Source organism: Planococcus sp. TJ-201 (genome assembly GCF_058268495.1).
Window position 1 is genome coordinate 498,398 of record NZ_JBZDOG010000001.1, and the last position, 25,659, is coordinate 524,056.

Annotated in this window: 30 protein-coding genes; 6 read left to right on the forward strand and 24 right to left on the reverse strand. The window is 43.0% G+C overall.

Translation table 11 applies throughout. The features are described from left to right. Nucleotides 1-15 precede the first annotated feature (15 nt). The 17 genes from AC4EG4_RS02740 to AC4EG4_RS02820 form a co-directional block, all read right to left on the reverse strand. On the reverse strand, nucleotides 16-741 hold the full coding sequence (locus tag AC4EG4_RS02740) for a DUF881 domain-containing protein (protein WP_490986860.1): 726 nt from the start codon (nucleotides 739-741) through the stop codon (nucleotides 16-18). Next, nucleotides 719-1,504, reverse strand: coding sequence for a cell division protein FtsQ/DivIB (locus tag AC4EG4_RS02745; protein WP_490986861.1), 786 nt, complete (start codon nucleotides 1,502-1,504; stop codon nucleotides 719-721). Before AC4EG4_RS02745 ends, AC4EG4_RS02740 begins: the two co-directional genes overlap by 23 nt. A gap of 19 nt (nucleotides 1,505-1,523) precedes the next feature. Further along, nucleotides 1,524-2,888 carry a UDP-N-acetylmuramoyl-L-alanine--D-glutamate ligase gene (murD, locus tag AC4EG4_RS02750; protein ID WP_490977839.1) on the reverse strand — a complete coding sequence of 455 codons (1,365 nt, stop codon included), beginning with the start codon at nucleotides 2,886-2,888 and terminating at the stop codon, nucleotides 1,524-1,526. Continuing rightward, complete coding sequence (gene mraY, locus AC4EG4_RS02755; RefSeq protein WP_490977838.1) at nucleotides 2,889-3,857, reverse strand: phospho-N-acetylmuramoyl-pentapeptide-transferase; 969 nt, start codon at nucleotides 3,855-3,857, stop codon at nucleotides 2,889-2,891. A gap of 25 nt (nucleotides 3,858-3,882) precedes the next feature. After that, complete coding sequence (locus AC4EG4_RS02760) at nucleotides 3,883-6,201, reverse strand: penicillin-binding protein (RefSeq protein ID WP_490986862.1); 2,319 nt, start codon at nucleotides 6,199-6,201, stop codon at nucleotides 3,883-3,885. Beyond that, nucleotides 6,198-6,557 (reverse strand): cell division protein FtsL, encoded by a 360-nt coding sequence (gene ftsL, locus AC4EG4_RS02765; RefSeq protein ID WP_490977836.1) that lies wholly within the window; start codon nucleotides 6,555-6,557, stop codon nucleotides 6,198-6,200. The genes AC4EG4_RS02760 and ftsL overlap by 4 nt, the downstream gene beginning before the upstream one ends. 12 nt (nucleotides 6,558-6,569) lie before the next feature. Then, the gene (rsmH, locus tag AC4EG4_RS02770; RefSeq protein ID WP_490986863.1) at nucleotides 6,570-7,508 is read right to left on the reverse strand and encodes a 16S rRNA (cytosine(1402)-N(4))-methyltransferase RsmH; all 939 of its coding nucleotides are present in this window, start codon (nucleotides 7,506-7,508) and stop codon (nucleotides 6,570-6,572) included. A 20-nt stretch (nucleotides 7,509-7,528) separates the two neighbouring features. Continuing rightward, nucleotides 7,529-7,960 carry a division/cell wall cluster transcriptional repressor MraZ gene (mraZ, locus tag AC4EG4_RS02775; RefSeq protein WP_490977834.1) on the reverse strand — a complete coding sequence of 144 codons (432 nt, stop codon included), beginning with the start codon at nucleotides 7,958-7,960 and terminating at the stop codon, nucleotides 7,529-7,531. A 147-nt stretch (nucleotides 7,961-8,107) separates the two neighbouring features. Continuing rightward, entirely contained in the window at nucleotides 8,108-9,727 is a 1,620-nt protein-coding gene (gene bshC / locus AC4EG4_RS02780; RefSeq protein WP_490986864.1) for a bacillithiol biosynthesis cysteine-adding enzyme BshC, read from the reverse strand. Between the two features lie 78 nt (nucleotides 9,728-9,805). Continuing rightward, nucleotides 9,806-10,183 carry a DUF3397 family protein gene (locus AC4EG4_RS02785; RefSeq protein WP_490986865.1) on the reverse strand — a complete coding sequence of 126 codons (378 nt, stop codon included), beginning with the start codon at nucleotides 10,181-10,183 and terminating at the stop codon, nucleotides 9,806-9,808. Then, nucleotides 10,180-11,043, reverse strand: coding sequence for a ketopantoate reductase family protein (locus AC4EG4_RS02790; protein ID WP_490986866.1), 864 nt, complete (start codon nucleotides 11,041-11,043; stop codon nucleotides 10,180-10,182). The genes AC4EG4_RS02785 and AC4EG4_RS02790 overlap by 4 nt, the downstream gene beginning before the upstream one ends. Nucleotides 11,044-11,125: 82 nt before the next feature. Then, nucleotides 11,126-12,676 (reverse strand): acyl-CoA carboxylase subunit beta, encoded by a 1,551-nt coding sequence (locus tag AC4EG4_RS02795; RefSeq protein WP_490977830.1) that lies wholly within the window; start codon nucleotides 12,674-12,676, stop codon nucleotides 11,126-11,128. Nucleotides 12,677-12,703: 27 nt separating this feature from the next. After that, complete coding sequence (locus tag AC4EG4_RS02800) at nucleotides 12,704-12,919, reverse strand: biotin/lipoyl-containing protein (RefSeq protein ID WP_490977829.1); 216 nt, start codon at nucleotides 12,917-12,919, stop codon at nucleotides 12,704-12,706. Next, nucleotides 12,916-14,265, reverse strand: a complete 1,350-nt coding sequence (locus AC4EG4_RS02805; RefSeq protein ID WP_490986867.1) for an acetyl-CoA carboxylase biotin carboxylase subunit — start codon at nucleotides 14,263-14,265, stop codon at nucleotides 12,916-12,918. The genes AC4EG4_RS02800 and AC4EG4_RS02805 overlap by 4 nt, the downstream gene beginning before the upstream one ends. Before the next feature lie 253 nt (nucleotides 14,266-14,518). Continuing rightward, nucleotides 14,519-15,271, reverse strand: a complete 753-nt coding sequence (locus tag AC4EG4_RS02810; RefSeq protein ID WP_490986868.1) for an enoyl-CoA hydratase/isomerase family protein — start codon at nucleotides 15,269-15,271, stop codon at nucleotides 14,519-14,521. 122 nt (nucleotides 15,272-15,393) lie between these two features. After that, nucleotides 15,394-15,570 carry a 50S ribosomal protein L32 gene (gene rpmF, locus AC4EG4_RS02815; RefSeq protein ID WP_006828847.1) on the reverse strand — a complete coding sequence of 59 codons (177 nt, stop codon included), beginning with the start codon at nucleotides 15,568-15,570 and terminating at the stop codon, nucleotides 15,394-15,396. Nucleotides 15,571-15,594: 24 nt separating this feature from the next. Beyond that, a complete protein-coding gene (locus AC4EG4_RS02820; protein ID WP_490986869.1) occupies nucleotides 15,595-16,128 on the reverse strand; it encodes a YceD family protein in 534 nt (177 codons plus the stop codon). A gap of 126 nt (nucleotides 16,129-16,254) precedes the next feature. On the opposite strand from AC4EG4_RS02820, the gene AC4EG4_RS02825 reads away from it, so the two are divergent. Then, complete coding sequence (locus AC4EG4_RS02825) at nucleotides 16,255-17,454, forward strand: nucleotidyltransferase (RefSeq protein ID WP_490977825.1); 1,200 nt, start codon at nucleotides 16,255-16,257, stop codon at nucleotides 17,452-17,454. Here AC4EG4_RS02825 and AC4EG4_RS02830 read toward each other — a convergent pair. From AC4EG4_RS02830 to rsmD, 3 genes are all read right to left on the reverse strand, one after another. Beyond that, complete coding sequence (locus tag AC4EG4_RS02830) at nucleotides 17,442-18,467, reverse strand: SepM family pheromone-processing serine protease (protein ID WP_490977824.1); 1,026 nt, start codon at nucleotides 18,465-18,467, stop codon at nucleotides 17,442-17,444. The genes AC4EG4_RS02825 and AC4EG4_RS02830 overlap by 13 nt on opposite strands. A 74-nt stretch (nucleotides 18,468-18,541) precedes the next feature. Then, on the reverse strand, nucleotides 18,542-19,021 hold the full coding sequence (gene coaD, locus AC4EG4_RS02835) for a pantetheine-phosphate adenylyltransferase (RefSeq protein ID WP_490986870.1): 480 nt from the start codon (nucleotides 19,019-19,021) through the stop codon (nucleotides 18,542-18,544). Continuing rightward, nucleotides 19,014-19,589 (reverse strand): 16S rRNA (guanine(966)-N(2))-methyltransferase RsmD, encoded by a 576-nt coding sequence (gene rsmD / locus AC4EG4_RS02840; RefSeq protein WP_490977822.1) that lies wholly within the window; start codon nucleotides 19,587-19,589, stop codon nucleotides 19,014-19,016. The genes coaD and rsmD overlap by 8 nt, the downstream gene beginning before the upstream one ends. A gap of 83 nt (nucleotides 19,590-19,672) precedes the next feature. Between rsmD and AC4EG4_RS02845 the strand changes: the two genes are divergently transcribed. Further along, entirely contained in the window at nucleotides 19,673-20,053 is a 381-nt protein-coding gene (locus AC4EG4_RS02845; protein ID WP_490977821.1) for a DUF7147 family protein, read from the forward strand. Here AC4EG4_RS02845 and AC4EG4_RS02850 read toward each other — a convergent pair whose 3' ends face one another. Beyond that, on the reverse strand, nucleotides 20,054-20,326 hold the full coding sequence (locus AC4EG4_RS02850) for a YlbG family protein (protein WP_490977820.1): 273 nt from the start codon (nucleotides 20,324-20,326) through the stop codon (nucleotides 20,054-20,056). It lies immediately after the preceding gene. A 131-nt stretch (nucleotides 20,327-20,457) separates the two neighbouring features. Here AC4EG4_RS02850 and AC4EG4_RS02855 point away from each other — a divergent pair, with 131 nt between their 5' ends. After that, nucleotides 20,458-21,366, forward strand: a complete 909-nt coding sequence (locus tag AC4EG4_RS02855; RefSeq protein ID WP_490986871.1) for a glycerophosphodiester phosphodiesterase family protein — start codon at nucleotides 20,458-20,460, stop codon at nucleotides 21,364-21,366. 65 nt (nucleotides 21,367-21,431) lie between these two features. Here AC4EG4_RS02855 and AC4EG4_RS02860 read toward each other — a convergent pair whose 3' ends face one another. Next, nucleotides 21,432-21,878, reverse strand: a complete 447-nt coding sequence (locus AC4EG4_RS02860; RefSeq protein WP_490977818.1) for a YlbF/YmcA family competence regulator — start codon at nucleotides 21,876-21,878, stop codon at nucleotides 21,432-21,434. A gap of 74 nt (nucleotides 21,879-21,952) precedes the next feature. Here AC4EG4_RS02860 and AC4EG4_RS02865 point away from each other — a divergent pair, with 74 nt between their 5' ends. Continuing rightward, the gene (locus AC4EG4_RS02865; RefSeq protein ID WP_490977817.1) at nucleotides 21,953-22,462 is read left to right on the forward strand and encodes a PaaI family thioesterase; all 510 of its coding nucleotides are present in this window, start codon (nucleotides 21,953-21,955) and stop codon (nucleotides 22,460-22,462) included. Here AC4EG4_RS02865 and AC4EG4_RS02870 read toward each other — a convergent pair. After that, complete coding sequence (locus AC4EG4_RS02870; protein ID WP_490977816.1) at nucleotides 22,443-23,507, reverse strand: CAP domain-containing protein; 1,065 nt, start codon at nucleotides 23,505-23,507, stop codon at nucleotides 22,443-22,445. The two genes, AC4EG4_RS02865 and AC4EG4_RS02870, sit on opposite strands and share 20 nt — an antisense overlap. A 144-nt stretch (nucleotides 23,508-23,651) precedes the next feature. Between AC4EG4_RS02870 and AC4EG4_RS02875 the strand changes: the two genes are divergently transcribed. Together AC4EG4_RS02875 and ytvI are read left to right on the forward strand one after the other, a co-directional pair. Beyond that, nucleotides 23,652-24,017, forward strand: a complete 366-nt coding sequence (locus tag AC4EG4_RS02875; protein ID WP_490977815.1) for a YugN family protein — start codon at nucleotides 23,652-23,654, stop codon at nucleotides 24,015-24,017. Between the two features lie 79 nt (nucleotides 24,018-24,096). Next, entirely contained in the window at nucleotides 24,097-25,152 is a 1,056-nt protein-coding gene (ytvI, locus tag AC4EG4_RS02880; protein ID WP_490977814.1) for a sporulation integral membrane protein YtvI, read from the forward strand. Nucleotides 25,153-25,180: 28 nt separating this feature from the next. Here ytvI and AC4EG4_RS02885 read toward each other — a convergent pair whose 3' ends face one another. Further along, nucleotides 25,181-25,642 carry a DUF420 domain-containing protein gene (locus tag AC4EG4_RS02885; RefSeq protein ID WP_490977813.1) on the reverse strand — a complete coding sequence of 154 codons (462 nt, stop codon included), beginning with the start codon at nucleotides 25,640-25,642 and terminating at the stop codon, nucleotides 25,181-25,183. Nucleotides 25,643-25,659: the final 17 nt, after the last annotated feature.

Genomic DNA, 25,659 nt, shown 5'->3' on the forward strand with positions numbered 1-25,659 from the left:
TGAATTCCCCCTTAATCATGATTCTGTCAGCAAGGCGGGCATCTTGATCAGCTGACCGTCATCCAAGGTCACAATAATATTATCATTGATCAATTGATCCATGATTCCACCTGTCAACTCCATTGAAGAAGTAAGCACGTCTGGCTCCCCAATCGCCTCAATGACAAACGGAGCTGGATATTGCATACCATCTACAGTAATAACCGGCCCCGTACAAACAATATACGAATTTCCATGGATTCGTTGGCCATTAATTGAGATGGCTTGGGCACCAGAGATATACAGTTCGTTGATCACTTGAAACACATGGCTTTCGTGAACAATATAATCATTAGGATTAACAGAATCAGGATTATAGCCGCCATCTTGCAGCGTCACTTTCAAACCATTTCCCTGAACGGGCACCAACCCTAAAAATCTTCGCAGCTCTTCTGCTTCGGCAGCGTATTCCGTATACCGATTTTCTCCATCAGCAAAAGATCGTTCGTATTCCTGAACTTCACTTTGTTTCTTCTGCAGCTCGGTTCGCAACTCTTTATTGCGTTCTTGTTGTTCAATTAATTCTTTTCGATTTTGTTCTTCCTCTTCGAAAAATGCGCCTCCAGTAAATTCTTCTGTCTCTTTGTTGGCACTGGATAAACTATAGGAATAGGCCATGATAAAGCCCAATACTAAAAAGACTAATGAAAACACAATGGATTTACTGAAACTTTTTCGGCTATTCTTCTTCGATTGCTTCATCTTCAGCACCTTCCTTTGCAAAACCATAAACATCTGCATAGGAACGGAAAAAGATACCGACTTCCATATCAATTACCCCTTGTTGGCCGTCTTCCAATTGGGCAATGACTGATGGGTAATAATTCATCTTTTCAGCTAAGGTACTTAAAATCCCACGAATTTCGTTTCCGTCATTCATGTACAAAGTGACGTAATCCGCATCTTCTTCTTCCGGATCCAGAATCACTTGTGAAATTAACTGAAGAACTTCAGAATCGATTTGGATTAATTGTTCAATCAGCTTTTCTCGTTTTTCTTCGTTTTCAAAATTTGAGTAAATAGCTCCATCAACATTGGTAACGGGTTGGTCCAGAGCCAGTCCATTCGACAGGACAACCTGATAGCTGTTGCCGCGATCCAGGTAGCCCATCTGAACATATTCCTTTAAGTGGATTTCCACGCCGGTCAACCAGTTCTTTTTGACCGATGCTTCTTCAATCCACTCCAGGTTTTCCAGTTGTTGCGAAATAGCTCCTGCATCAAAAGACCACATCGAGTCGCCGATGTTTAATCCACTTGCTGCCTGGTAGCTTTCCTGGTCAAAAAGGACAGCTCCTTCAATAGTGATGGTTTGAATTTCACTGTACCTCGACTGGCTGTATAAAAGTACGGCAAGCAAAGTAAGAAAAATGAACAGCAGCGCCACGAACTTGCGATTGGTTCTTTTTTGCCGGCGCTCTCGTAGCGTCGGGATGCGTTCTTCGATGTCAATCACTTTGTCCATAATTGCTGCTCCTTATCTTTTATTCGTTTGCTTCCGTCATTTGCTGAACTGCGGTAATAAAAGCATCTCCGCGAATTTCAAAACTTTCGTATTGATCCCAACTTGCACATGCAGGTGACAACAAAATGGTATCACCACTGCCTGACTGCTTGATGGCCTTTTCAACTGCGTCGTCCATTAGCCCCGCTTGTACAATTGTCGGCACGCCACAATCTTTCGCAAATGCTGTAAATCGCTGTGCCATTTCTCCAAAAGTAATCAAGGCTTTCACACGGTCCATATACGGACGAATTTCTTCCAGGGAATGTTGGCGATCTAATCCACCTGCCAACAAAATAATATTCTCAGGAAAAGCTTCAAGCGCACTCTTTGTAGCTAAAGCATTAGTTGCCTTTGAATCGTTATAGAATTTACGGCCTTCCCACTCCACAATAAATTGAGAGCGATGCTTAACACCTGTAAATGAAGTCAAAACACGGATGACAGTTTCTTTCGTTCCACCTAAGATCAAGGTCGCTGCTGTAGCGGAAAGAATGTTTTCTAGGTTGTGTTGACCACCTAATATAATTTGTGAACGTTCAATCAATTTCTCGCCCTGCCAGTAAACAAACTCATTGTCTGCACTAATGCTGGTAGCTGTCCGGCCTTTCAGTGTAAACGGCACAAGCTTGGCTTTGCAGCTTTTCGCATGTTCCACCAATAGTGGTTGATCTGCATTGTAAATAAAGTAGTCTTCTTCTGTCTGATTTTCAGTCAGCTTCATTTTGGAAGCGCGATAATCTTCAATGGTTCCGTGATAATCCAAATGAGCTTCGTATATGTTTGTAATGATCGCAATTTCAGGACGAAAATCCGCAGTTCCTTTTAGTTGGAATGATGACAATTCAGTCACGATAACATTTTTGGCTTTCGCTTTTTCCGCAACTCCACTTGCGACCGTTCCGATATTTCCAGCAATCAACGGACTTTTGTTGTCTTGGTTGAGCATGTGGAACAATAATGTCGTAGTAGTCGTTTTTCCGTTTGATCCCGTAATCCCGATAAATGGCGCTTCGCTGATCAAATAAGCGAGTTCAATTTCAGTCCATACCGGGATATTCTTTTCAATAGCCGATTCAATCAACACATTGCTATAGGGAATTCCCGGATTTTTAACAACCAGTTCAAAGCCTTCTTCCAGAAGATCTTCAGGGTGCCTGCCGCAAATCACGGTAACGCCCATATTCAGCAATTCCTGTGCCTCTGGATTTTCTTCAAAAGGCTTGGAATCATTTACCGTAACAAATGCTCCAAGTTTGTGAAGAATACGGGCAGCAGTAAAACCACTTTTCGCCAGCCCCAAAACCAGTATTTTCTTTTGATATAATTGTGGCGCCTCTTTCATTTACATTACCTCCAAAAAGACTGCGATTGCCGCACTAATAAGACCAACTGACCAAAAAACAAGGACTACCTTCCATTCTGACCAACCGCTCAATTCGAAATGATGATGAATCGGACTCATTTTAAAAATCCGTTTTTGGCGCAGCTTAAAGCTGCCCACTTGCAAAATAACAGAAGCCGTCTCGAGAACAAATACCAGTCCAATCAACAGCAGCAACAATTCTTGTTTCAATAAGATGGACACCATTGCAAGTGCCCCACCTAAAGCCAGTGAGCCCGTATCGCCCATAAAAACTTTGGCAGGGTATTTGTTGAAAATCAAAAATCCGAGCAGTCCGCCGGTAACAGAAAAAGTGAAAATGGCGATTCCAATTTCATCTTGGTAAATCGCCAACATACCAAATGCCGCAAAAGCGATAGATGCTGTTCCTGCTACCAAGCCGTCAAGCCCGTCCGTTAAATTGACTGCATTTGAAAAACCAACCAGCCAAAAGACAATAAAGAACACATAAAGCCATGACAATTCAAGTGAAACATCTGTAAACGGAATAGAAACGCCTGTTTCAAAATCAATGCTACTCAAAACGGCGAATGAAATGACCGCGATAACAATTTGAGCAATCAATTTTTGCAAGGAAGTCAATCCAAGGTTTCGCTTTACTACCACTTTGATAAAATCATCCAAAAAGCCGATCAATCCGTATCCGAAAAGAACCAATAACAATATGAGGACTTTTGCGGTCAACAGCTCGGCGTACCAAGCAACACCCAGTACAGTAACAATGATGGAAATTAAGAAAACCAGGCCGCCCATAGTAGGGGTGCCGGTTTTCTTCATATGTGATTGGGGTCCTTCTTCACGGATGCTTTGGCCAAACTTCATTCGTTTCAACAAAGGAATAAAGAGTGGCATTAGCACGACCGTTAGCAGTAAAGCAATTACAAGACCCATTATTAGATATACGTTCATTTAGAGAGCTCCTTTAAACACGAGATTACTCGGTTGTTTCTGTTTCTATTTCTATTTCTGTTTCTGTTTCTGTTTCTATTTCAAGTTCCAAATCCGTTTCTGCGCTGTCAGTATCAGGTTCAACGTCTTCTAAAGCTTCCTGATCAGCTTGCTGTTGTTCTTGTTCTTCAGCAGCTGCTTGCGCAGGATAATAAATCTCTGGGGGATGAAGTTCAATCACCACTGACTCATTATCCGCTATCACTTCGCCTTCTGCAACGCTTTGCGTCATCACATAGCCCTGTCCTGCAATTTCCAGTGTCAAACCACTCAATGATTGGTAAGCCAGCAGTTCGCGTTTGGACCACCCTGTAAAATCAGGAAGACTTGTTTTTCCAGCAGATTTAAGAATAACCCGTCCGCCATCAAGTATAGTATTGCCAGCCTCGGGATATTGAGCAGCCACTTCGTCCCCATCGCCTATCATAACAGCTGCGAGACCTAGCGCAGATAAAGCTTCAGCTGCATCCGCAGGCGTTTGGCCAGTATAATCTTCAACAGGCATCGTTGTTGCCTCAGCCATATTTTCCGGCTGGATGTTCATATGCTTTAATCCATTTTCCATGACAGAAGTAAAAATTTTTGAAACAGGTACGGATCCGTATTCATCAGCTGGCAGATTGGGCTGCTGTACACCAATATAAATCAACAGTTCTGGATCATCGGCGGGAGCCATTCCAAGGAACGAAAACAAGTAATTATTGCTGCCTTGGAGGTAACCGCCGCCTTCTTTTGGAATTTGAGCAGTACCTGTCTTGCCAGCCGTCGTATAGTCTTGTAAAGCAAATCCGCGGGCTGAACCAACTTCAGACGTGACAGTTGAAGCCAATATTTCTTTTACTTTATCTGCAGTCTCTGCAGATATAGGCTGTCCTGCTTCTTCAGGCTCACTTTTAACAGACACTTCTCCGGTGTCAGCATTTTTAATCTGGTCAATAACGTACGGCTTCATCATCACACCCTCATTTGCAATTGCAGAGGCAGCTTGGATCAGTTGAATTGGCGTTACCGTCGAACCTTGTCCATACGCTGTAGTTAATTTATTAATCGGGTATTGATTGAGAATGGTGCCCGATGCTTCTTGCGGCAAATCAATTCCAGTCTGTTCACCAAAACCAAAGGCATCAACATACGTCATGAATGTATCTGCACCTAGGCGTTCCAATAAATAGGCCATCGAGACATTGGATGATCGTTGAAAACCTTCTAGATAAGAAATCGTTCCCCAGCCTCGTCCACTGTTGTGGTCACCGATTGTACTGTCCAACAGCGAATATGTACCAGACTTGTACGTAGCATTAGGATCCCATTTGCCTTCTTCGACTGCTGCCGCCAATGTAAACATCTTCATTGGGGAACCCGGTTCAATTGTTAACTGAATGCTTTCGTTCAACCAATTTTCGGACAGGCCTTCACGTGTATTCGGATTGAATGTCGGTCGTTGTGACATTGCCAGAATTTCGCCTGTCTTTGGATCAGCAATAACGGCAATCATACGTGTCGGATCATATTCTTCTTGAACACTGGACATCGCATCTTCTAGAAAATTTTGCAAAGTTTTGTCCAATGTCAGCTGGACATCTGAGCCATCTACAGCCGGAGTGACTGCAGATTCGCTGTTTGGCAGCAAAAAGCCCCATTTATCTGTATCAAACTCTATTTTGCCATTTTGGCCAGTCAAAACATCGTTGTGTATAGATTCGAGTCCCATTCTGCCGGTCGTTCTCGTCTCGCCATCTTCTAACTCTTCTTTCATGGCATAGCCCACAAGGTGGGAAGCAAATACGCCATTAGGATAAAGCCGTTTTAAATCACGCACGAATAATAAACCCGGTATTTCTTCTTCTTGCATTTCCAGCATAAGCGTATGGCTGATTTCGCGTCCGGCAGAACCAAATTCCACTTGATACCGGTCATTTTCAATACCTGTCTGAAGTGTTTCCAAAATACTTTCTTCAGAAGCATCTAAATAACCCGATAGCTTAGCTGCTGTTTCTTCCACATCCACTACATGCCGCGGATCGCTTGCTTTTTGAGTAGCAGATTCATCAAGCACAGCAACCAGTTTATATGTCAGTGTATCCTCAGCGATCACTTCTCCGCTGCGATCAAGAATGCGTCCACGCTCGGCAGTCAATACTTCTTCCTGGCTGTATTTAGCCGCAGCTCTGGCAGCGAGTTCTTGTCCTTCCACTTCTCCCGTGGCTTGTATGGTCACAATTCTAGTCAATAAAAGGAAAAAGAGCCCTGCAAATAACAAAAACAGCAGAAAGGCTCCCCCTTGAAATCGAAACTTTTTTTTCATTGTCCAGGCACTACCTTTACATTTTGCTCATTTAATTTTAGGCCAAGTTCTTTTGCTTTTGACCAAATGCGCTCATATGAAGACAGTTCGCTCACCTGTACAGACAAGTCTGTATTTTGCTTCGTTATTTCATTGACTGATTGTTCAATTGTTTGAATTTCTTGAGTAGAAGCTTGAATCGTCGATTGATTCTGCAGAACCAATAACGCACATAAGATACAGACTGCTACGAAAGATAAATACAATATTTTTTCGCCCTTAGTAATTAAGCCTTTTTTTCTTGCCGGCTGCCGACTCGGATTTTGAGGAACGGCCGGCTGTTGGATGTAGGTTTCAGTTCTTGCATTCAACGCCATCTGAACACGTCCTTACTCGTTTATTTTTTCTGCAATCCGCAGCTTAGCGGATCTTGACCGGTTATTATGTGCCAGCTCTTCTTCTGAAGGCAGGATTGGTTTTCTTGTAATTAGTTTTAATATAGGCTCCATGCCATCCGGGATTACCGGTAAATTCGGAGGCAGTTCAGGAAGCGATGAAGATTCTTTGAATATTGCTTTGCAAAGCCGATCTTCAAGTGAATGGAAAGTGATGACACTAATTCTTCCACCGATTGCCAAAACATCGATTGCATCCTGCAAGGATGTCTCTGCCGCACCAAGTTCATCATTTACAGCGATTCGAATCGCTTGAAATACTCGCTTGGCCGGGTGGCCGCCTTTTCGGCGGGCAAAAGCAGGAATGCCATCTTTGATGCATTCAACCAGCTGCCCTGTCGTTTCAATGGGATGTTTTTCTCTTACCGCTTCGATTTTTCGAACGATTTGTTTCGAAAACTTTTCTTCGCCATAGCGGTAAAAAATTCGGACTAAATCTTCGAATGACCATTCATTCACGACATGATAGGCACTTAACTCAGCACTTTGGTCCATCCGCATATCCAGCGGTGCATCGTTATGATAGCTGAAACCGCGTTCAGGTGTGTCCAGTTGTGGAGAAGAAACACCCAAGTCGTATAAAATGCCATCGACTTTCCTTACTCCGTGAACTTCAAGTTCTTCTTTTAAAAATTTAAAGTTAGCATGGATAAACGTAATTCTATGTAAGTAATCTTGTAGTTTTTCTTTTGCATGAGCTATTGCCGTCGCGTCTTGGTCAAAACAATATAAATGACCTTCATCAGATAATTGCTGAACCAAATATTCACTGTGCCCTGCTCCGCCCAGCGTACAATCTACATATATGCCGTCAGGACGAATGTTCAGACCATCGACAGTTTCATGCAGTAAAACCGTGGTGTGATTGAACAATCCATTCCCCCCGTTCACTTCTAAAAGTCAAAATCAGATAAATTTTCCGCAATTTCATTAAAAGAATCTTCAGATGCTGCAAAATAGCTTTCCCATGAATCTTTAGCCCATATTTCAAAGCGGTTGGACACCCCTAAAATGACACATTCTTTTTCAAGTTTCGCATAAGAAATTAACGTCGTCGGTATATTGACGCGCCCCTGCTTATCAAGTTCCACTTCTGTGGCACCTGAGAAAAAGAAACGAGTGAAAGCACGAGCGTCTTTCTTAGTAACTGGAAGCTCTTTCAGTTTTTCTTCAATTTTCTGCCATTCTTCCATCGTGTAGCCAAACAAGCATTGATCCAGGCCTCGAGTAATGACAAAATGTTCACCCAGCAGTTCACGAAACTTAGCCGGAACAATTAACCGTCCCTTTGCATCAACGCTATGTTGATATTCGCCCATGAACATGCCCTTCACCCCACTTATTGTAATAAATGTACCACAATCCCCCACTTGTCACCACTTGTTTTTGAAATATTTCAAGTTTGTTGCAATAAAATATCTCAACAAGTTATTTTGACATAAAAAAAGCCTGCATATGCAGGCTTTTACCATTTATAACCAAATTATTTTGTGGTTTTTGTCATATTTCAAAGGCAGTCTTAAAAGATCTTTTACAAGGTCCGGACCATACTGATTCATGTAAATAAAAGGGCTGTAGATGCGTTCCTGGAAACCGCCGTTCGGCAGCAATTCATTTTCGATGGAATCGTAGTGCCCAAACTCGATGCTGTTTTGAAGCATCACTTCATCCTGCAACTTATTTTTCAGAAAACTTAGCTGTTTAACATGCAACTGGAGGTTTTTTTCAACAAGCGGTGAAAGCCCTTTGCTGATGGAAGAAAATTGCTGATGAATTTTCTCGTAAGCTGACTCTAACTGGTGCTGAATGCTGCCAATTAATGCCTCAGCTTCCTGTTCCCGAATTGACTCCATCAATTCATTTCTCAGCAACGTAACTCGATGTTCATTTACTATAGTTGAAAAATCCAAGTCGTATTTTTCCAGCAATCGTTGCGTTTGGCGGTTAACCAATGTCAGGCTAAGGCGCGGCATTACTACTGGAAGTTCCATCCCAACCAATTTAAATGCGTCTTTAAGCGCTGCCCAATAAGCAATTTCACCGGGACCTCCAACGAAGGCTAGGACGGGGAATACCATTTCCTGCATCATCGGCCGTGTCACCACATTGTTGCTAAGGAGTTCCGGATTTTTTTTGGCAATTTCGAGAAGTTGTTCTTTGGTATAACGGATAGCACCATTGTTGACCACAAAATCCGTGCCATTACGTTCCAACAGCAACCGTTCGCCTTTTATTGTGATGAACAGATTGGCTGCATTTCTTTCCGCACCAATTACCGCAGCGTAACCATCTTTTAACAGCAATTGTTCGGTTGAAACAACCGTTTCTGCAATGTCTTCTGCTCGTTCGATCATTTCCATAAAATAAGGAGATTCGTATTGGCGAAATTCTTTGTCTGCTGCGTCAATATACAGCAACCCTTCTTCCTCGAAAAAGTAATGAAGAAGCGAAGCGAAGAAATCAGTGTAGGACAGAGATTTTTCCAACAGGCCAAAAGCCAAATCGTGAATTTCTTTTGAATGTTCCGTTTCAGGCAAGCTCCGGAAATATTCTTCCAAGAAAGAGGCAATCTTGGCTTGGTTTAGCGTTGCCGAAGATGCTGCGTTTTTGCCATATTCGGTATGTGGGATGTTCAGTTTGTCCACCCGGCCATTTACTTCCCGGTAAAGATGGCTGATTTCAGCTAAATCGTGATCTTCACCGGCAATCCAAAAAACTGGAACAACTTTAGTATTCAGTTGCTCAGCGGCTTGCTTAGCCAAGATGATCACGGATATGGCTTTATGTACCGTATACAATGGACCTGTCAGCAATCCGGCCTGCTGACCTGTCACAACAACTGGTGCACCTTCTTCAAAACTTTTTAAATTGTCTTCCGCAGCATGGGACAATCCATGATTTTTCATATAGTTACGCAGTATGCCGGCCACTTGTGGACGGTTAACTGTGTGGTCTTGAAGTTTCAGCAAACGTTCTTCAAATGAAGCTGGCTCCGGGTCATATGAAAAATAGTTGTGGATGGCCGATTTGCCATTTATATAATCACTCATCAATTTACTGGCTGGTTCTACATATTGTTCCTCTAGCTTCATGAAAAAAAGTCCCCTTTTTACTTTACATTTAAAATCTACTATAGCAAACGCATCTCCCAATGAAAAAAAATACGCCTGCTAAATTGATTTAATAATCACAGTCACCAGTCCCACAAGCCAGACAAGGGCATAGACAGAGGACAATACCAAGAAGTATGTTCTCCATAGTTTACGGAAAAAAGGTATGATTTCAATTTCTTTGGCCGTTCTCCATTCAATAATTAATAAGACGATTGCCAATACAAGCGCGACAAAATAAATTACAGAGGAAACCGAATACCCCCATAAGATTTCTACTGATGCCGGTACGGAGAAAAACAGCAAAAATGTAGTAATATCAGATGCCACACCAAGCGTTTTTTTATTTTTGAGCTTTAATGAAATAAAGTAAACAATGATAAAAAGAAGAAAAGGAATATAAAGAAACACAGCTCCAATAGTTTGTAATAATGTCATTTTCCTACCTCGACTGTTTTTAAAAGATGATAGAAAGCTTTAAATAGGGGCAATTCAAGATTTGATCGGTTTAACACATATAACATCAATCCGTCTATTTCCATCGCATCGCCTGCCTGTCGATCTGCAAACATTGCAGACATTCTATCAGGCTCAGCTGCACAGAAAGAGGCAACCTTTTCGATTGGCTGCAATGACTCAATTTCTGGAAACGCCAAATACAATTCATTGTAAAGAGTTCGGAACAATTCATAAGCATGCGGGTTCGTGACCAATTCCCCATTCCGAATTCTCATCATGGCCGTTAAGGGATCAATCAAGCTCCCGAACAATAGCCTCTCGAAAAGCGGTTCTTCGATGTTATCTGCCCATAGACTTTTCCAAGCTGTTGTTTCCAGAAGCAGCTGGAATTCCTCGGCATTCCCTTTAACCAATCCTAAAGTCATATGTGGAGCACTAGTAAAGCTAATTTTGTTGCCGCTCAGTTTAACACAGTCTGTTTCCAGAATTGCAGCAGCAATATGGCGGTGAGCTAAGGTTCTCGCTTTTTCTAAAAATAACATGCCCTGCTGCAGAAAAATAATTTTGTTGCTGGGGCATCGAATCTTCAAAAGCCTTAAGATTGGCGGCATCTCTTCGTAATTCACCGTCAAAATAACATAAGCATCTGGAGAAATTTGTTCAATATCCGTATAGGCTTTCACGCGTTGGCGATTTTCGCCGTATATAATTCCTTGCTCGTTAATTAAGGCGGCTTGTCCTTCATGCTGTGCAACGATTTGCACTTCATGGCCCGCTTTTTTCAAAAGATAGGCTGGCAGCAATCCATTGGCGCCAGCTCCGATAATTGCATACTTCACGGAATCACTCCTTACAGTGCCACAATTTTTTCTTAAAAAAGAAGCCTGCCCATATTAGGCAGACTTCCAATAATAACTTTTATTATACAGGATAAATCGGATGTTTTCGATATGGCATTGGCAAATCTTTTGTTTCATAAAAAGAAAGACGCTGCGAAAGCACAGAACGCAATTGATGAGGTGCCACAATTTCATCAACAATCAATTCAGATGCCAAACGATAAATATCAATTTCTTCTTTGTACTCCTGGTGCTTTTGCTGCACATACTGAAGGCGTTCTTTCGGATCTTCGATCGCTTCAATTTTATTTGAATAAACTGCGTTCACTGCCGCCTCAGGGCCCATTACGGCGATTTGCGCTGTCGGCAGGGCAATACAGACATCCGGCTCGAATGCAGGGCCTGCCATTGCGTAGAGACCGGCTCCATAGGCCTTGCGGACGATAACCGAGATTTTAGGTACCGTTGCCGAACTCATGGCTGCAATAAATTTGGCTCCGTGGCGGATTATGCCGGCACGTTCAACTTTGGTTCCGATCATAAAGCCTGGAACGTCGGCCAAAAACAGCAACGGAATCGAAAAAGCATCGCAGAGATTGATGAATTTCGCGCCCTTATCAGCTGAGTCGCCAAACAGCACGCCGCCTTTGACTTTTGGCTGATTGGCCAGAATGCCGACTACTTGGCCATCGATACGGGCAATACCTGTAATCAATTCTCCAGCAAAAAGCTTTTTGATATCAAAGAAGCTGCCTTCATCGACCAATTGGTCGATCAGTTCATACATATCAAAAGGTGCATTTTGATTTTCTGGAATAATCGCTTCCAGTGAACGTCCGGCTTTCGCCGCTTTCGCCTCAATTTTTTCTGGCTTCATAGCAAAGTTGGATGGGAAATTCAGCAAATAGCGGCGTGCTTCTGAGATAGCTTCTTCTTCTGTAGCAACCAGCACATCACCAACACCGCTGACGGTACAATGCATGCGGGCTCCGCCCATTTCTTCCAATGTAACTTTTTCACCAATGACTTTTTCTGCCATGCGAGGTGAACCGAGGTACATCGAAGCATTGCCTTCCACCATGATGACAATGTCACAGAAAGCAGGAATATACGCTCCGCCTGCAGCAGATGGACCGAACAACAAGCAGACTTGCGGTACCATCCCTGACATTCTCACTTGATTGTGAAAAATCTTGCCGGCTCCTCGCCGATTTGGAAACATATCGAGCTGGTCAGTAATCCGGGCTCCAGCAGAATCAACCAAAAACAGCATCGGCACTTGCATTTTTTCAGCTGTTTCCTGGATGCGGATAATTTTTTCAACGGTGCGTGAACCCCATGACCCTGCTTTGACTGTTGAATCATTGGCCATTACACAAACCGTTTCGCCATTCACTTTGCCGATCGCCGTGACGACGCCATCAGCAGGAAGATCTTCTGCTTCAACATTGGCAAAGCGCCCATCTTCCGCGTAGTTTTCATCATCGAACAATAATTTCAAACGGTCACGGACAAACAATTTATTGCTTTCTTTCATTTTCTCGTGGTATTTTTGCTGCCCCCCAGCAAAAATTTTTGCGAGCTTTTGTTCCAAGCGATCATTGTACCCCGTTGTTTCAGTGGTTTTTGTCATTTCATCGTCCCCTTTGCTTGAAATCGATTATTCCCCGACAGTCAACAGCAGATCGCCTTCATTTACAAAACCGCCGACTTCCACATGTACTTTTTCCACTTTGCCGCCAAATTCAGCTTCTACTGGAATTTCCATTTTCATTGATTCAATTGTCAAAACAGCCTGTCCGGGTGTTACAGCTTCCCCTTCTGCTGCTAGTACATTCAATACAGTTCCTGCCATAGACGCTCTTAATTCTTTCATAATGTGTGTTCCTCCTTCGTTTTTTCCATCCACAGCGGCAATACCGCTGTGGCGTAATCACCTGATATAAATTCTTCTGATCTGATAAATTCTTTGAATAAGGGAATATTGGTTTTTACCCCTTCAATTATAGCCTTATTGAAAAACGTCTGTGACTTGGACAGTGCATCAACACGATCGGAACCGCATATAATAATTTTTGAAATCATCGGATCATAAAAAGGCGTCACTAAATTGCCTTCTTCGTAACCGGTCTCGATGCGCGCACCATCTCCCCAGCGAAGCTTTTCAAGTTTGCCAGGAGAAGGGAAAAAGGTTTTTGGATCTTCCGCATAAATGCGGTACTCAATCGCATGCCCTTTGGTCTCTATCGTCTCCTGAGCAGGCAATGCTCCTCCGCCAGCGACAATCAGCTGCCATTCCACCAAATCCAGCCCCGTCACTTCTTCTGTAACCGGATGCTCTACCTGCAGACGCGTGTTCATTTCCAGGAAATAAAATTCATTGTTTGGACTCACGATAAATTCCACCGTGCCGGCATTTGTATAGCCAACGGCTCTTCCGGCCTGCAATGCTGCTTCGCAAAGACGTTCGCGTACATCCTGCGGCAAGTTGGGTGAAGGCGATTCTTCAATTACTTTCTGGTTGCGGCGCTGAACCGAACAGTTTCGTTCATACAAATGAACCAAATTGCCTTGATGATCACCAAAAATTTGTACTTCAATGTGGCGAGCATCTGCGATAAATTTTTCCAAATAAACAATGTCGTCGCCAAAATAAGCTTTGGCCCGATTCTTAACAGAAGCAAACTGTTGAGTGAGCGCTTGCTCACTTTCACAGCGCACCATGCCGATGCCGCCACCGCCTGCACTCGCTTTCAGCATTAATGGATAGCCAATGGCTTCCGCCTCCTGTAAGGCTTCTTCAAGTGTCGCCACACCTTCTTCTGTTCCAGGAACTACAGGCACCCCTGCCTGGATCATCGTTCTTCGGGACTCAATTTTGTCTCCCATTTTTTCGATAATATCGCTCGAAGGTCCAATAAAGACCATTCCGGCATCTGTCACGCGTCGAGCAAAATCAGCATTCTCCGATAGCAAGCCATATCCGGGATGGATGGCGTCCACTTCGTGTTTTTTAGCTTCTTCAATAATTTTTTCAATTTGCAAGTAAGACTGTACGACCGGATTGGGACCGATCAGCACAGCTTCGGTTGCTTCATTGACGTAAGGCAGATCCCCATCTGCCTCGGAATGAATGGCAACCGTTTCGATTCCAAGACGCTCACATGTCCGAATAATTCGGCGTGCGATTTCGCCCCGGTTCGCAATCAGGATTTTTTTCATATTTGAAATACCCCCTATGTTTTCTCCCTTCTATAGCATATACGAATTTTGTAAGCGATTTCAACTATTCATTAAAATATTTCTTTTCAAAGTAAATTGAATAGCCGAATACTCTTGCCCTCATTGCTTTGGGCGCGGCTCACACCAAAAATTTGAAGCAACCAAAGTCTCTTCGCTCCGTACAGCCGAACGGGTTTCCGTACTGTTTGTTTCTGCTGCTCCAATAAAAAAGAAACCCCTCCGAAAAGGGATTTCATTTTTTGGATTTGTTAAGAAAATTGTCGACTGCATCGTGATGGGCATCTTTTTCCCATAGAATGGCGCATCTTCTGACTTCCTGTTCGACACGATCCTGTAAATTGGTTATGCGCCATTTGCGGATGGCCATTTCCTTGTAGGCGCGGTGAACATCCGGATGGATTTTTTTCATCGATTCAAAAAACACTTCAAGGTCCTGCTCATTATGGACGACGGCGGAAACCCAGCCCAACTCTTCCAGCTCATTTACGGTATACACTTTCGCTTCACTAAGCATTTTCAAAGCTCTGTCGTGCTGTAAAGTCTCCAAAAGATAAGTACCGCCCCCCCAACCGCTAGTGATGGCGAGGGTGCCTTGAATAAAGCCGCATTTCGCATGATCCCATACAAGCCTGTAATCGCACGCTGTAGCGATTTCACAACCACCGCCGACAGCAGCGCCATTGACTACCGCTACAACCGGTACAGGCAGTGTTTTGATTGAATACAGCACATCACTCATTCGTTTCAGCATTCCATAGGCTTGTTCTTCTGTCCGAAGCGCATGAAACACCGAAAGATCGCCTCCTGAACAAAAAGCTTGCTTGCCGGTTGCTGTAATAATAACCAACCGGATAGAAGGATCCTGTGCTTTGTGCACCAACTCTTCAAGCCCCTCCGTCACTTCACTGTTTACCGCGTTGCGGATATGGGGCCGGTTAATGGTAAATGTCATAATGCCATCCTTAAGATCAATCGAATAAGACAAGAAAATCCCTCTTTTCAACCGAATTACTGCAGACAGTGCAGTTCCGCTGCTTATTTATATCCAGAGAAAAAGGCTATCGAGAGCCATGGCCTCTCAATAGCCTTTCAGCAGCAAATACTGTTTTATTTGCTTGCTACTACTTCTTTACCTTTGTACGATCCACATGCTTTGCAGACGTGGTGAGCCAATTTACTTTCGCCACAGCTTGGGCAAATTACCATGCCCGGCACTGACAATTTAAAATGTGTACGGCGTTTTCTTTTAGCGGTTTTGGACGTTCTTCTAGCTGGTACAGCCATTGGTGACACCTCCTTACACTAATTCTATTCATCTGACTGATCAAAATACTTTGCTAAATCAGCAAGTCTTGGATCTGGTTTTGGTGGTGCCGCTTCTTTCTCGGCTTCGTACTCTTCGTCTGTTGAATACGACCAGTCATTTCCGCCTTTGATAACGGATTGATCGGCGTCTTCCTTAAACACCTGTATCGGTATCTGCAGCAAAACTAGTTCTTCCAGTATCGGCTGAAGATCAATGATCTCCGTCTCTACTGCGTGAACATCACTAAGCTTGTCTTCTCCGGCCTCTTCAGACCAATCAAAGACTTCGACCGAGTCGACATTAATCGGAAACTCAACATCCTCCCAAGTTCTGGCACAAGGCAGCGTGAGCATGCCTTCGAGATGGAGTTGGCACGTTAATTGTTGCGAACCAATTGTGCAATGTCCTGTAACATGTACAGGTGAAATTTCCCGAATATCGCTATTCCGTGATTTCACTGCATCCAAATGAACCATTTGGTCAATTGGCAGTCCGTCTCTGCGATGCTTTTGAAGCTGTTGAATCGCTATTTTCATAAGTAATCACCTCAAGACAACAAAGTTGATTATATAATGCACAGAAAAAGATGTCAAGAAAAAATCTTGTCACTCTATTTCAAACATCGGTATACTAGATTTAATTCTACCAAAGAGGTGAGCAGATTGAAAGCTGTAGGAATTATAGTTGAGTACAATCCATTCCACAATGGGCATCTTCACCACGCAAAACAGGCGCGGGATGAGTCCGGTGCAGATCTCGTCATTGCCGTTATGAGCGGACAGTTTCTGCAGCGCGGAGAACCAGCCTTTGCGGATAAATGGGCACGAACACAAATGGCATTGGATGCCGGAATTGACTTGGTAATTGAACTTCCTTATGTTTATGCGACGGCTCAAGCATCCGATTTTGCTAAAGGCGGAATTGCATTGCTCCATGCACTTGGCTGTTCTTCTTTCTGTTTTGGCAGTGAACAAGGATCAATTACACCTTTCCTGAACTCCCGCCAGCTATTGACCGAACAAGCAGCTGAATACCAGCACCTCATCCACGAGGCTGTCCAAACAGGCATCAGCTACCCGAAAGCTCTAAACACTGCTTACAAGGCTTTGACGGCTGATCGGGAAGGCTTTGCTGATTTGGCGCAGCCGAACAATATTTTAGGATTTCATTATTTGGAAGCCGCCCAACGCCTTGGTTCTGCAATGCAGCCGTTGACAATTCAACGAATTGGCGCCAATTACCATGACTCAATCCAAGCAGGGCTGCCGATTGCCAGCGCCACCGGAATTCGGGAAGCTTTTTTTAAAGGAGATTCTGTTGAACAGTTGTCGCCTTACATGCCACAAACGTCAATCGCAACATTGAAGCAAATTGAAAATGATTGTGGCACTTTCGGCAGCTGGGAAGCATTTTATGCGTTGCTGCGATTTACTATTTTACGGGATGGCCCAGAGCGGCTGAAACAGTATGCCGAAGTAACCGAAGGCATCGAGAATTTGATTTATCAGTCAGCAAAAACGGCAGACAGCTTTGAATCTTTCATCACGCTTGTCAAATCAAAACGCTTTACAAGAACCCGCATCCAGCGAATGCTGACACATATTTTTACAGGATTTACATGGCAAAGCCTGCGTTCATTCAAAGGTCCAGAATATATTAGGCTTCTTGGCATGTCTGACAAAGGAAGACTTTATTTAAAGCACATAAAAAAGAACATCGCGCTTCCCCTAGTGAGCCGCGCAGCTGATCTGGATGGCCCGATGGGGAAACTTGATATTCATGCCACTGCCATGTACTTGCAAGGTGTGGGTTGCATGGATTTGAAAAAAGAATTTGCCACCCCGCCGATTTACCGGGGCTGAAGCTCGTCTAAAAATGTCAATGCGTCTTCGATGGTATCTACTGGAACAATTTCCATCGCCGTACCGATTTTTTCCGCAGTTTCAACGGCAATTGCGTAATTGCTATCGCCGCCACCATCCACTGCTTCATTTGGCGCAAAGAAAATATCGATGTCTGCAGAATCGGCCGCCATGATTTTTTGGTCAATGCCCCCGATTCTTCCTACAGATCCATCGCTCTCCATCGTTCCGGTGCCGGCGATATTGTAGCCTTTTGTAATGTCTTCATCCACCAATTGATTGAGAATTTCGAGCGTGAACATCAAACCCGCTGACGGCCCGCCGATGGCATCAGAATCGATGTCTACTTCAGGTGTCGTTTCAATGCTTTTGTCTTCCACAAAAGAAATTCCTAATCCTATCCGATCAGGATCCGTCGGCAATGGTGCCAATTCAATGTCCGTGCTGATTTCGCGATCTTCGCGTTCATAAAGTACCTCTACTAATTGTCCAGCCTCTTTATCACTTAAATAATCAATAAGCTCCTGCATTTCGGTAAAATTATTGCCATCTACTGCCAAAACCCGATCGCCAGGCGACAAAATGCCGTCTGCGGCTCCACCCGGCGAAATATTTAGAACAAAGACGCCATTATTGTTAATTTCAAATGGCAGCTCCGCCTGTTCGAAAGCAATTTGCAAAGCATTGACTTGCGAATCCGACATGAGTTTCAACTGGCGCACATTGTATTCTTCGTCACTTTCATGAGGACTTCGGACCTGTTCCGGAGGCAAGATTTTATAACCGTCCTGAAATTGGGACCACACGTACAGCGCAGGCGTAGCTGTCAGCATCGAAACCGTCATCAAGCTGAGAGTCCCTGCATCATCCTCATCACCGCCCGCTACTTCAACCAGTGGCGATAGCTCATATGCACCGCCCGGTCTTGTAATATAAGCGTCTAATTGATAAGAGGACAGAAAAACTACAAGCGCCATAACAATGACGAAAATAACTAATCGTTTGTTTTTCATGCAGCTCTTCCTTTCTATGGATCAAATCGTCAGTTTATTGGATCTCCATAAGAAAAAGCCACGAAGTTCGTGACTTACTGAAATTTTAAATAAAGTGCTTTTTCAACAGCCTTGGGAACCAGGCCAGTAATATTGCCTTTGTATTTCGCAACTTCTTTAACAATGCTCGAGCTTAGGAATGAATACTGGTTATTTGAAACCATGAATAAAGTTTCAATGTCTTCGTTTAAAAAACGGTTCATCGAGGTAATCTGCATCTCGTATTCAAAATCACTGACTGCACGCAATCCACGGATAATGGCGTTCGCTTTTACTTCTACTGAATAATCTATCAGCAAACCGGAAAATGAATCCACTTGGACGTTTGGAATGGATTGTGTAACTTCCGCTATTAGCTGCATGCGTTCATCGACATTAAACAACGGATTTTTAGATGAATTATTCATGACCACTACTTTCACTTCATCGAAAATCTTTGATGCTCGCTTGATGATATCCAGGTGTCCCATCGTAATCGGGTCAAAACTCCCTGGAACTACGGCAATTTTAGTCAATGTGTTCTCCTTCTTCCCCCTGATAACGGTAAATTGAAATAATGGTGCTGCCGTAAAGCTCTTTTTTGTACCGCTCAAAATACTTGGTTCGATCTGGAAGCTCTACATTCCGTTCATGTTCACAGACTATAATGGCATCTTTTGTGACAATTTCCAATTCTCCTGCTTTGTCCATTAGGTCGTAGAGCTTCACCAAATGATACGGCGGATCCAAAAAAAGAAGCCTTGCCTGTATCCCATTTTTCTTAATTGCTTTAATTGCACGCTCCGCATCCGCCCGGTACACTTCTGCACGATCCGTCAAGCGTGTTTTTTCCAAATTCGCCTGAATCGTTTCGACGGCGCGTTTGTCTTTATCGGTAAAAATGACTTGATCAATTCCACGGCTTAGAGCTTCGATGCCCAACCCGCCGCTGCCTGCAAATAAATCCAAAGCGTAGCCGCCATCAAAAAAAGGGCCAATCATATTAAAAATGGATTCCTTTACTTTGTCTGTGGTCGGTCTGGTTGAATTGCCAGGTACCGCCTTTAACGGAATCCCTTTAACTGAGCCTGCTACTACACGCATATTATCGCCTCTAACTTAAATGATTTTCTTGATGCATTTTTAGTGCATAATGGTAAAATGAAGACTGGAAAGGACGTGACCCGATGATTCAACGTTTTATTGAACTTGGTGAAGGATACGGAGACATTTACGAACTCCGCGAACTCATCAACAGCAACCAGCAGCGCTTTATGCATGGATTCGTTTTTGTTTCCACAAACCCAAAGGGACAAGAGGTACTATCTATCGCAGCTGTATTTAAACCGGCATCTGAAGGTAATTTCATGCCAATTTATCTTTGCCGTGAAGGAATTCCACTTGATTCCAAACGTTTGGACATTTTTGAGCAGACCGTTTCAGAACTTGGCCATAGCCCAATCAAAATGAAAGTCAAACACTCATCTGTGTATGCAGATAGAAAATTCTACCATAGCCACTTGATCTCGGTATTAAGATTGAATCATTACATTCCGCCAATGCAATAATTAAAGACCGATTTTGTAATCGTACTCTTTTGCTTTATCAGGCTTGGCGTTTTCATATTCTGTTTTCAGCAATGGACGATAAGATTCGAGCACTTGTTTTACATATGGCAGTTTGTTTAATTTCGTTTTGGTCGTTTCAATGGCATCCTGATCCATATAGAGGACAACGTATTTCAATTTGCGGGAAATATAATGGACATGCCCAAACTTCCGCAGCGATTTAGCTTGTTTCAAATGATGCACATAGACAATGAGGCCTTGGCGATCATGCATAAGTATCCCTCTTTTCTTAGCTTCTAGAATACCATAGGAAAGAAAAAAGCCGCAACCGAATAAACTGACAGTACAGCATGCAATTCGCTATACTGTTTTTATTACAGAATTTCAGGGAGGTCACACAAGGTATGGGGAAAAAGACAAAAATCGGAATAGCAGCTGCTGCTGTCGGCGCGGCTGCCTGGGCAGGATCGAAAGCTTTGGCAACTCCACAGCTGCGTCCGGCTAAAGAAGTATTGAATTATGAACGCCCAATCGTTCTTGCACATCGTGGCGGCGCCAAATTGGCACCGGAAAATACTTGGGCTGCGTTTAACAAGTCCGCTGAACTGGGTGTACACGGTTTTGAAATTGACATCCGCATGACGAAAGACGAAGAAATTCTTGTTTTTCATGACGAATACATCGACCGGACTACAGATGGAGCCGGCAGAGTGGCAGATATGGGACTGGCTCAGTTGAAAGCCTTTGATCTCGGCTATCATTTTATCGACTTAGATGGCAAGCATTCATTCCGCGGCAAAAATGAACAGGTTGTACTGCTCCGTGAATTGATGGAGAAGTTCCCGCAGATGTATATCAATATTGATATTAAAGACGATCCAGAGACGTATGAAGGCAGCTTGGTCCCTTCCAAACTGTGGCGCTTGATTGACTCACTTGGAGTACAGGACCGGGTAGCTGTCACTTCGTTTTACGACGAACAAATCGATCGTTTCAATTTATATGCCCAAAATCGTGTGGCAATTGGCGCAGGCGAAAACGAAGTCCGTAAAGCCTTTGCATCGTTCAATAGCCAATTTGGCCATTTGTATCAGCCGCGTGCAGATGTATTTCAAATTCCCGTGAAGTCCTCCGTGTTTCGTTTGGACTCTCCCCGCTTTATCGCATTCTTGGGGAACTTAAACATCCCCGTGCATTATTGGGTCATTGACGAAGCAGATGCAATACGCACATTAATTGATTCAGGAGCAAAAGGCATTATCACCGACCGACCTGATCTTGCCGTCGCACTCATTTCAGAAATGGAAGAATAACGTATATAAAAAAAGTGCAACGCAAGCGTTGCACTTTTTTTATGGAGCTATTTAGAATTAACCGGTCAAGCTGAACAAGAACATCCGCCGCCTGTGCCGCAACTGCCGCCACAGGAAGAATCCGATGAGAAGAATGGATTGGAAGAAGGAATCTTTACTGCTTCCGATACCGATCGACCAAGGATAAAACTTACTTGGTCCATCAAATCCTGCAATTCATTTTCCATCAAACGCAGATTGGCTATTTTTTCGTTGAGGTCCAAGCGCCGTTTGTCCACACGGATTTGTTTCATCACCCGCGAGTATTCTGGATGGTATTTGCCAAACCGCTGAACTTCTTCATATTGGTCTTTTAATCTGGCGAAAGCATGGATCTCGTCCGCAAGTATTTTATCGTTATAGACAGAGGCATATGCTTCTCTGTAAAGATCAGCCTGCTCTGATTGTAGGATCATGTCACTTAGCTCGTCCGCAAAGTCAGTGATTTCAGCCCATTCATAGGTCATAATCATAGCATTTCCTCCTTTACGCTTTAATCATAGCAGATTTTTTTGTATTTCACTATAGACAAGAAAGGATTGGCAGCATGAGTCTTATAACTGATCAATTTGCACGTATTGTAAAAAACAGCAGTCCTGAAGATCTTGAGATGTTAACCGATTACTTAGCAAGTTTCGAGAAAAAGCAGCAAGGTGAATTCGCAACTTATTTAAGCGCTGCATTGAACATGACACGTGTCACCGACGACCGTTCTTCAATTGTCACTATACCGAATACCGCCTTTATCCACAATAATATTAATATCCCACATGGTGGAATTCTGGCAGTTCTTCTTGATACAGCAATGGGTACACTCGCCAACAGCAAATGCCAGCAAGGCTTTGGTGCGGTTACGACAAACTTGACGATTCATTACTTGACGGTAGCCGATGAAGACACTATTAACGCCGAAGCACGCATCATCCGCAGTGGCAGGCACACATTGGTGATCGAAGGAAACATTTTTCAGCAAGACGGCAAGCATATTGCAACCGCAACCGGATCTTTTTTTATCGTCCCCAAACAGAAAGAGCCTGCTATTGCTCTAAAGCAGTAACAGGTTCTTTCTCAAGAAAAATCTGGGTATAGTATTTGCCAAACACCCCGACTCCTGTTTGGTTGTATTCATCGCTAAGCAATGTGTTGCGATGGGAATCTGAATTGATCCAGCCATGTACCGTCTCCGCTGCGTCAAAATAGCGAGTGGCAGTATTAACAGCAGCCTGTTCGAAAACAATATCAGCCTGTTCCAAACGGCCATGAAGATCGGTGATTTCCATTTCTTCCGACAAGAAATTTTGTTTAGCCATGTCTTCACTGTTTTCTTCTGATACTCTATTTGCCAACGGGCTAACAATTAATGGCCTTGTTGAATGATGCAAGCGGTAAACATTTACTAAGTCAATAATTTGGTTGGCATTTCCTTCGTCTATTGATCGCTGCAGCGTTGAGGAGGGTGTCTGTTTCGGCAATAACTCACCAGAATACATCAGATCGTAAGGCTGGTGGCGAATTAACGTCTCTGCATCCATAAAGCGAACGGCCTCAAGAGCACGGTCTTCAGAATCAATATACAATTGCGCATAGACGCCATCAAATTTGACGAGAATCCGTTTGTCCATGTCTTCAGACGTAACATTAAAGGTATAAGTATTTTTTTCGTATTTAACTGTTACTTCATTTTCCAGGATCGTAAAGCGATAAACTTCATCGAGGTTTTGGCCAATCTTGTAGGGAGTTGCATCTACTGCAGTCCCTGCCGTATACACCTGAACCACTTTTCCATCTTTTACTCCTGTCATGATGAAATTAGAGTAGCTGGCGTTATAAACCCACCATTCGTAGCCATAAGCGGAAGGTTCTTTCCGCTCAGGTTCACCGTATTGTTCCAACCATGCATCACTTGATTCGCCGATAAAACTTGATATCCCTGTAGCAGGACGATCAACATCTAAGGTTTCATCTACGATATCTTCACTTGGCAAGGGATCTACCGTTTGTGGTGCTTCCAGTACTTCATTTTCATTTATTGATGGATCCAAATAAAACAAACCGATTAGAACTATCGATAGAAAAATCATAATGCGCAGCAAGTCTTTCAATCGAACAGCCCCTTTACTATTGTATCTACATTATTATAACAGCCGCCTCTACACTGACACAATCTAGCCATTGCAACAACTTAAATTATGATCTATTATTAAAGGAGTATGTAGTCTTTTTTGTTATAGAGGAGGAGAGATCCTATGTATTTTGAAAATACAGGACTTGAAAACATTCATGTAGATATCGAATTACTTGAAAGCATTATGAACAAACACGGTTTGACTAAAGAAGGTCAATGGGATTACGAGCGTGTTACTTACGACCGCAAATTCATCATTCGCGAAGGTACTTACTATTTGCGTGTATTCGCATATGCCACTAATGGCGATGTCGATTCCAACGATGCAACAATGCGTGTCATGAAGCCAGCACTTGGCAAACATTATTATCCGCATGGCATCGAGTACGGTGAAGATGAGGAGTTCCCAGAACACTTGATTAAAACGTGTATCGGACTATTGACTTCCATTAAGAAGGAAGTTCAAGGTTTCGAAATTAAGGTATAAAATTTCCGCAGTTCAGTAATTGAACTGCGGTTTTTTTAAACAATGATGGGCATTTCATATTTAAGGGGGCATTCTATCCGTGAAGTGGTTGACGAAAAAAACCGTAACAATCGCTGTGGTTCTAGCAGCTTTGATTTTAATTTCGATATACATATTACCAGTATCTATTCCGTTGATCATCGCCTTAATAACGGCTATTTTTTTGGAACCGCTTGTAAATTTTATACATAAAAGATTCAAATGGCACAGGAAATCAGCCGTTATATCCGTATTCATTCTGTTCTTGGTGGTTGTTTCCGGTTTGCTTTACTGGATTGTTACTCAATTAATCGGGCAAATTATTCAGTTTTCAAAAATGGTTCCGGAGTATATCAACTCCTTGACTGTCATGTGGGATGAGTTTCAGGGTTTCTTTTTTCGATCCACAGAAGATATGCCAGTCGAAGTGATATCTTCATTTGAAACTGAACTGGCAGGATTCATGGAAGGGATTCGTAATTGGATCTTAACGATTGTCAATTACGATACGGTATCCAACTTGTTGACAGGCATCCCTTCTTTCCTAGTTAGCTTTATCGTATTTCTCATTGCATTGTTTTTATTCATGCTTGATTTGCCTGATTTAAAAGTTATGCTATTCAATCGATTTAAAGATTCCACCGCTGAAAAAGTACGGTTTATGTTTGCACGTTTGAATAAAGTCATTTTTGGTTTTTTAAAAGCACAATTTCTTGTTAGTTGCATCATATTTGTCGTTTCTCTTATTGCTTTGGCATTCATTTCTCCTGAGTATGCCATCGTTATGTCGCTGTTGATATGGTTAATCGACTTTATTCCTATTTTAGGATCGATCATCGTCCTGACACCTTGGTTTATATACGAATTTATCACCGGGGATATTGTTCAAGGAACGCAGCTAGCTATTTTGGCACTCGTATTGCTAATTATTCGACGTACGGTCGAACCAAAAGTTATGGGGACACAAATCGGTTTGTCTCCACTGGCAACATTGGTCGCGATGTTTATTGGACTGCAATTGATCGGCTTTCTCGGTTTCTTCGTCGGTCCATTAATTGTAATTTTGTTCACTTCTGCTCGTGAAGCCGGCATGATAAAAGTTGATTTTAAAGTATAAAAAAAGGAACCTCATTGGGTTCCTTTTTTTATCCGCCTAAAATAGCTTTGAATACGGAAGTTGTGTGGCCACCTTCATAAAATACGTAAAGCAGCAAATAGACCATGACTCCCGTTATTGCAGTTGAAAACCAAACAACACTGGTAATCGGACCAATTTTGCGGTGCTTCGCTAATTGGTTTTTCCATCCCCAGTAAATAGTGATTAGTCCCATAATACCGCCAGTAGTTGCCAATATAATATGGAAAATCAAGAAAACTGTATAAAAGATCTTTAAGCTATCCGGGCCACCAAAAGCGGTATTCCCGACAAAAATAGTGCGTGACATGTAAATGATGAAGAAAGTCAGCGCCGCAGCACCAGCTCCAAGCATCACTTTCTTATGGGCTTCAATTTGACGGCGACGGATCAGGTTCCAGCCAATCGCTACCAAAATCGCGCTTAATACGATAAAAAAAGTACTAATAGTCGGCAATAGCGGCAAATTCATTTAAGTTATTCTCCTTT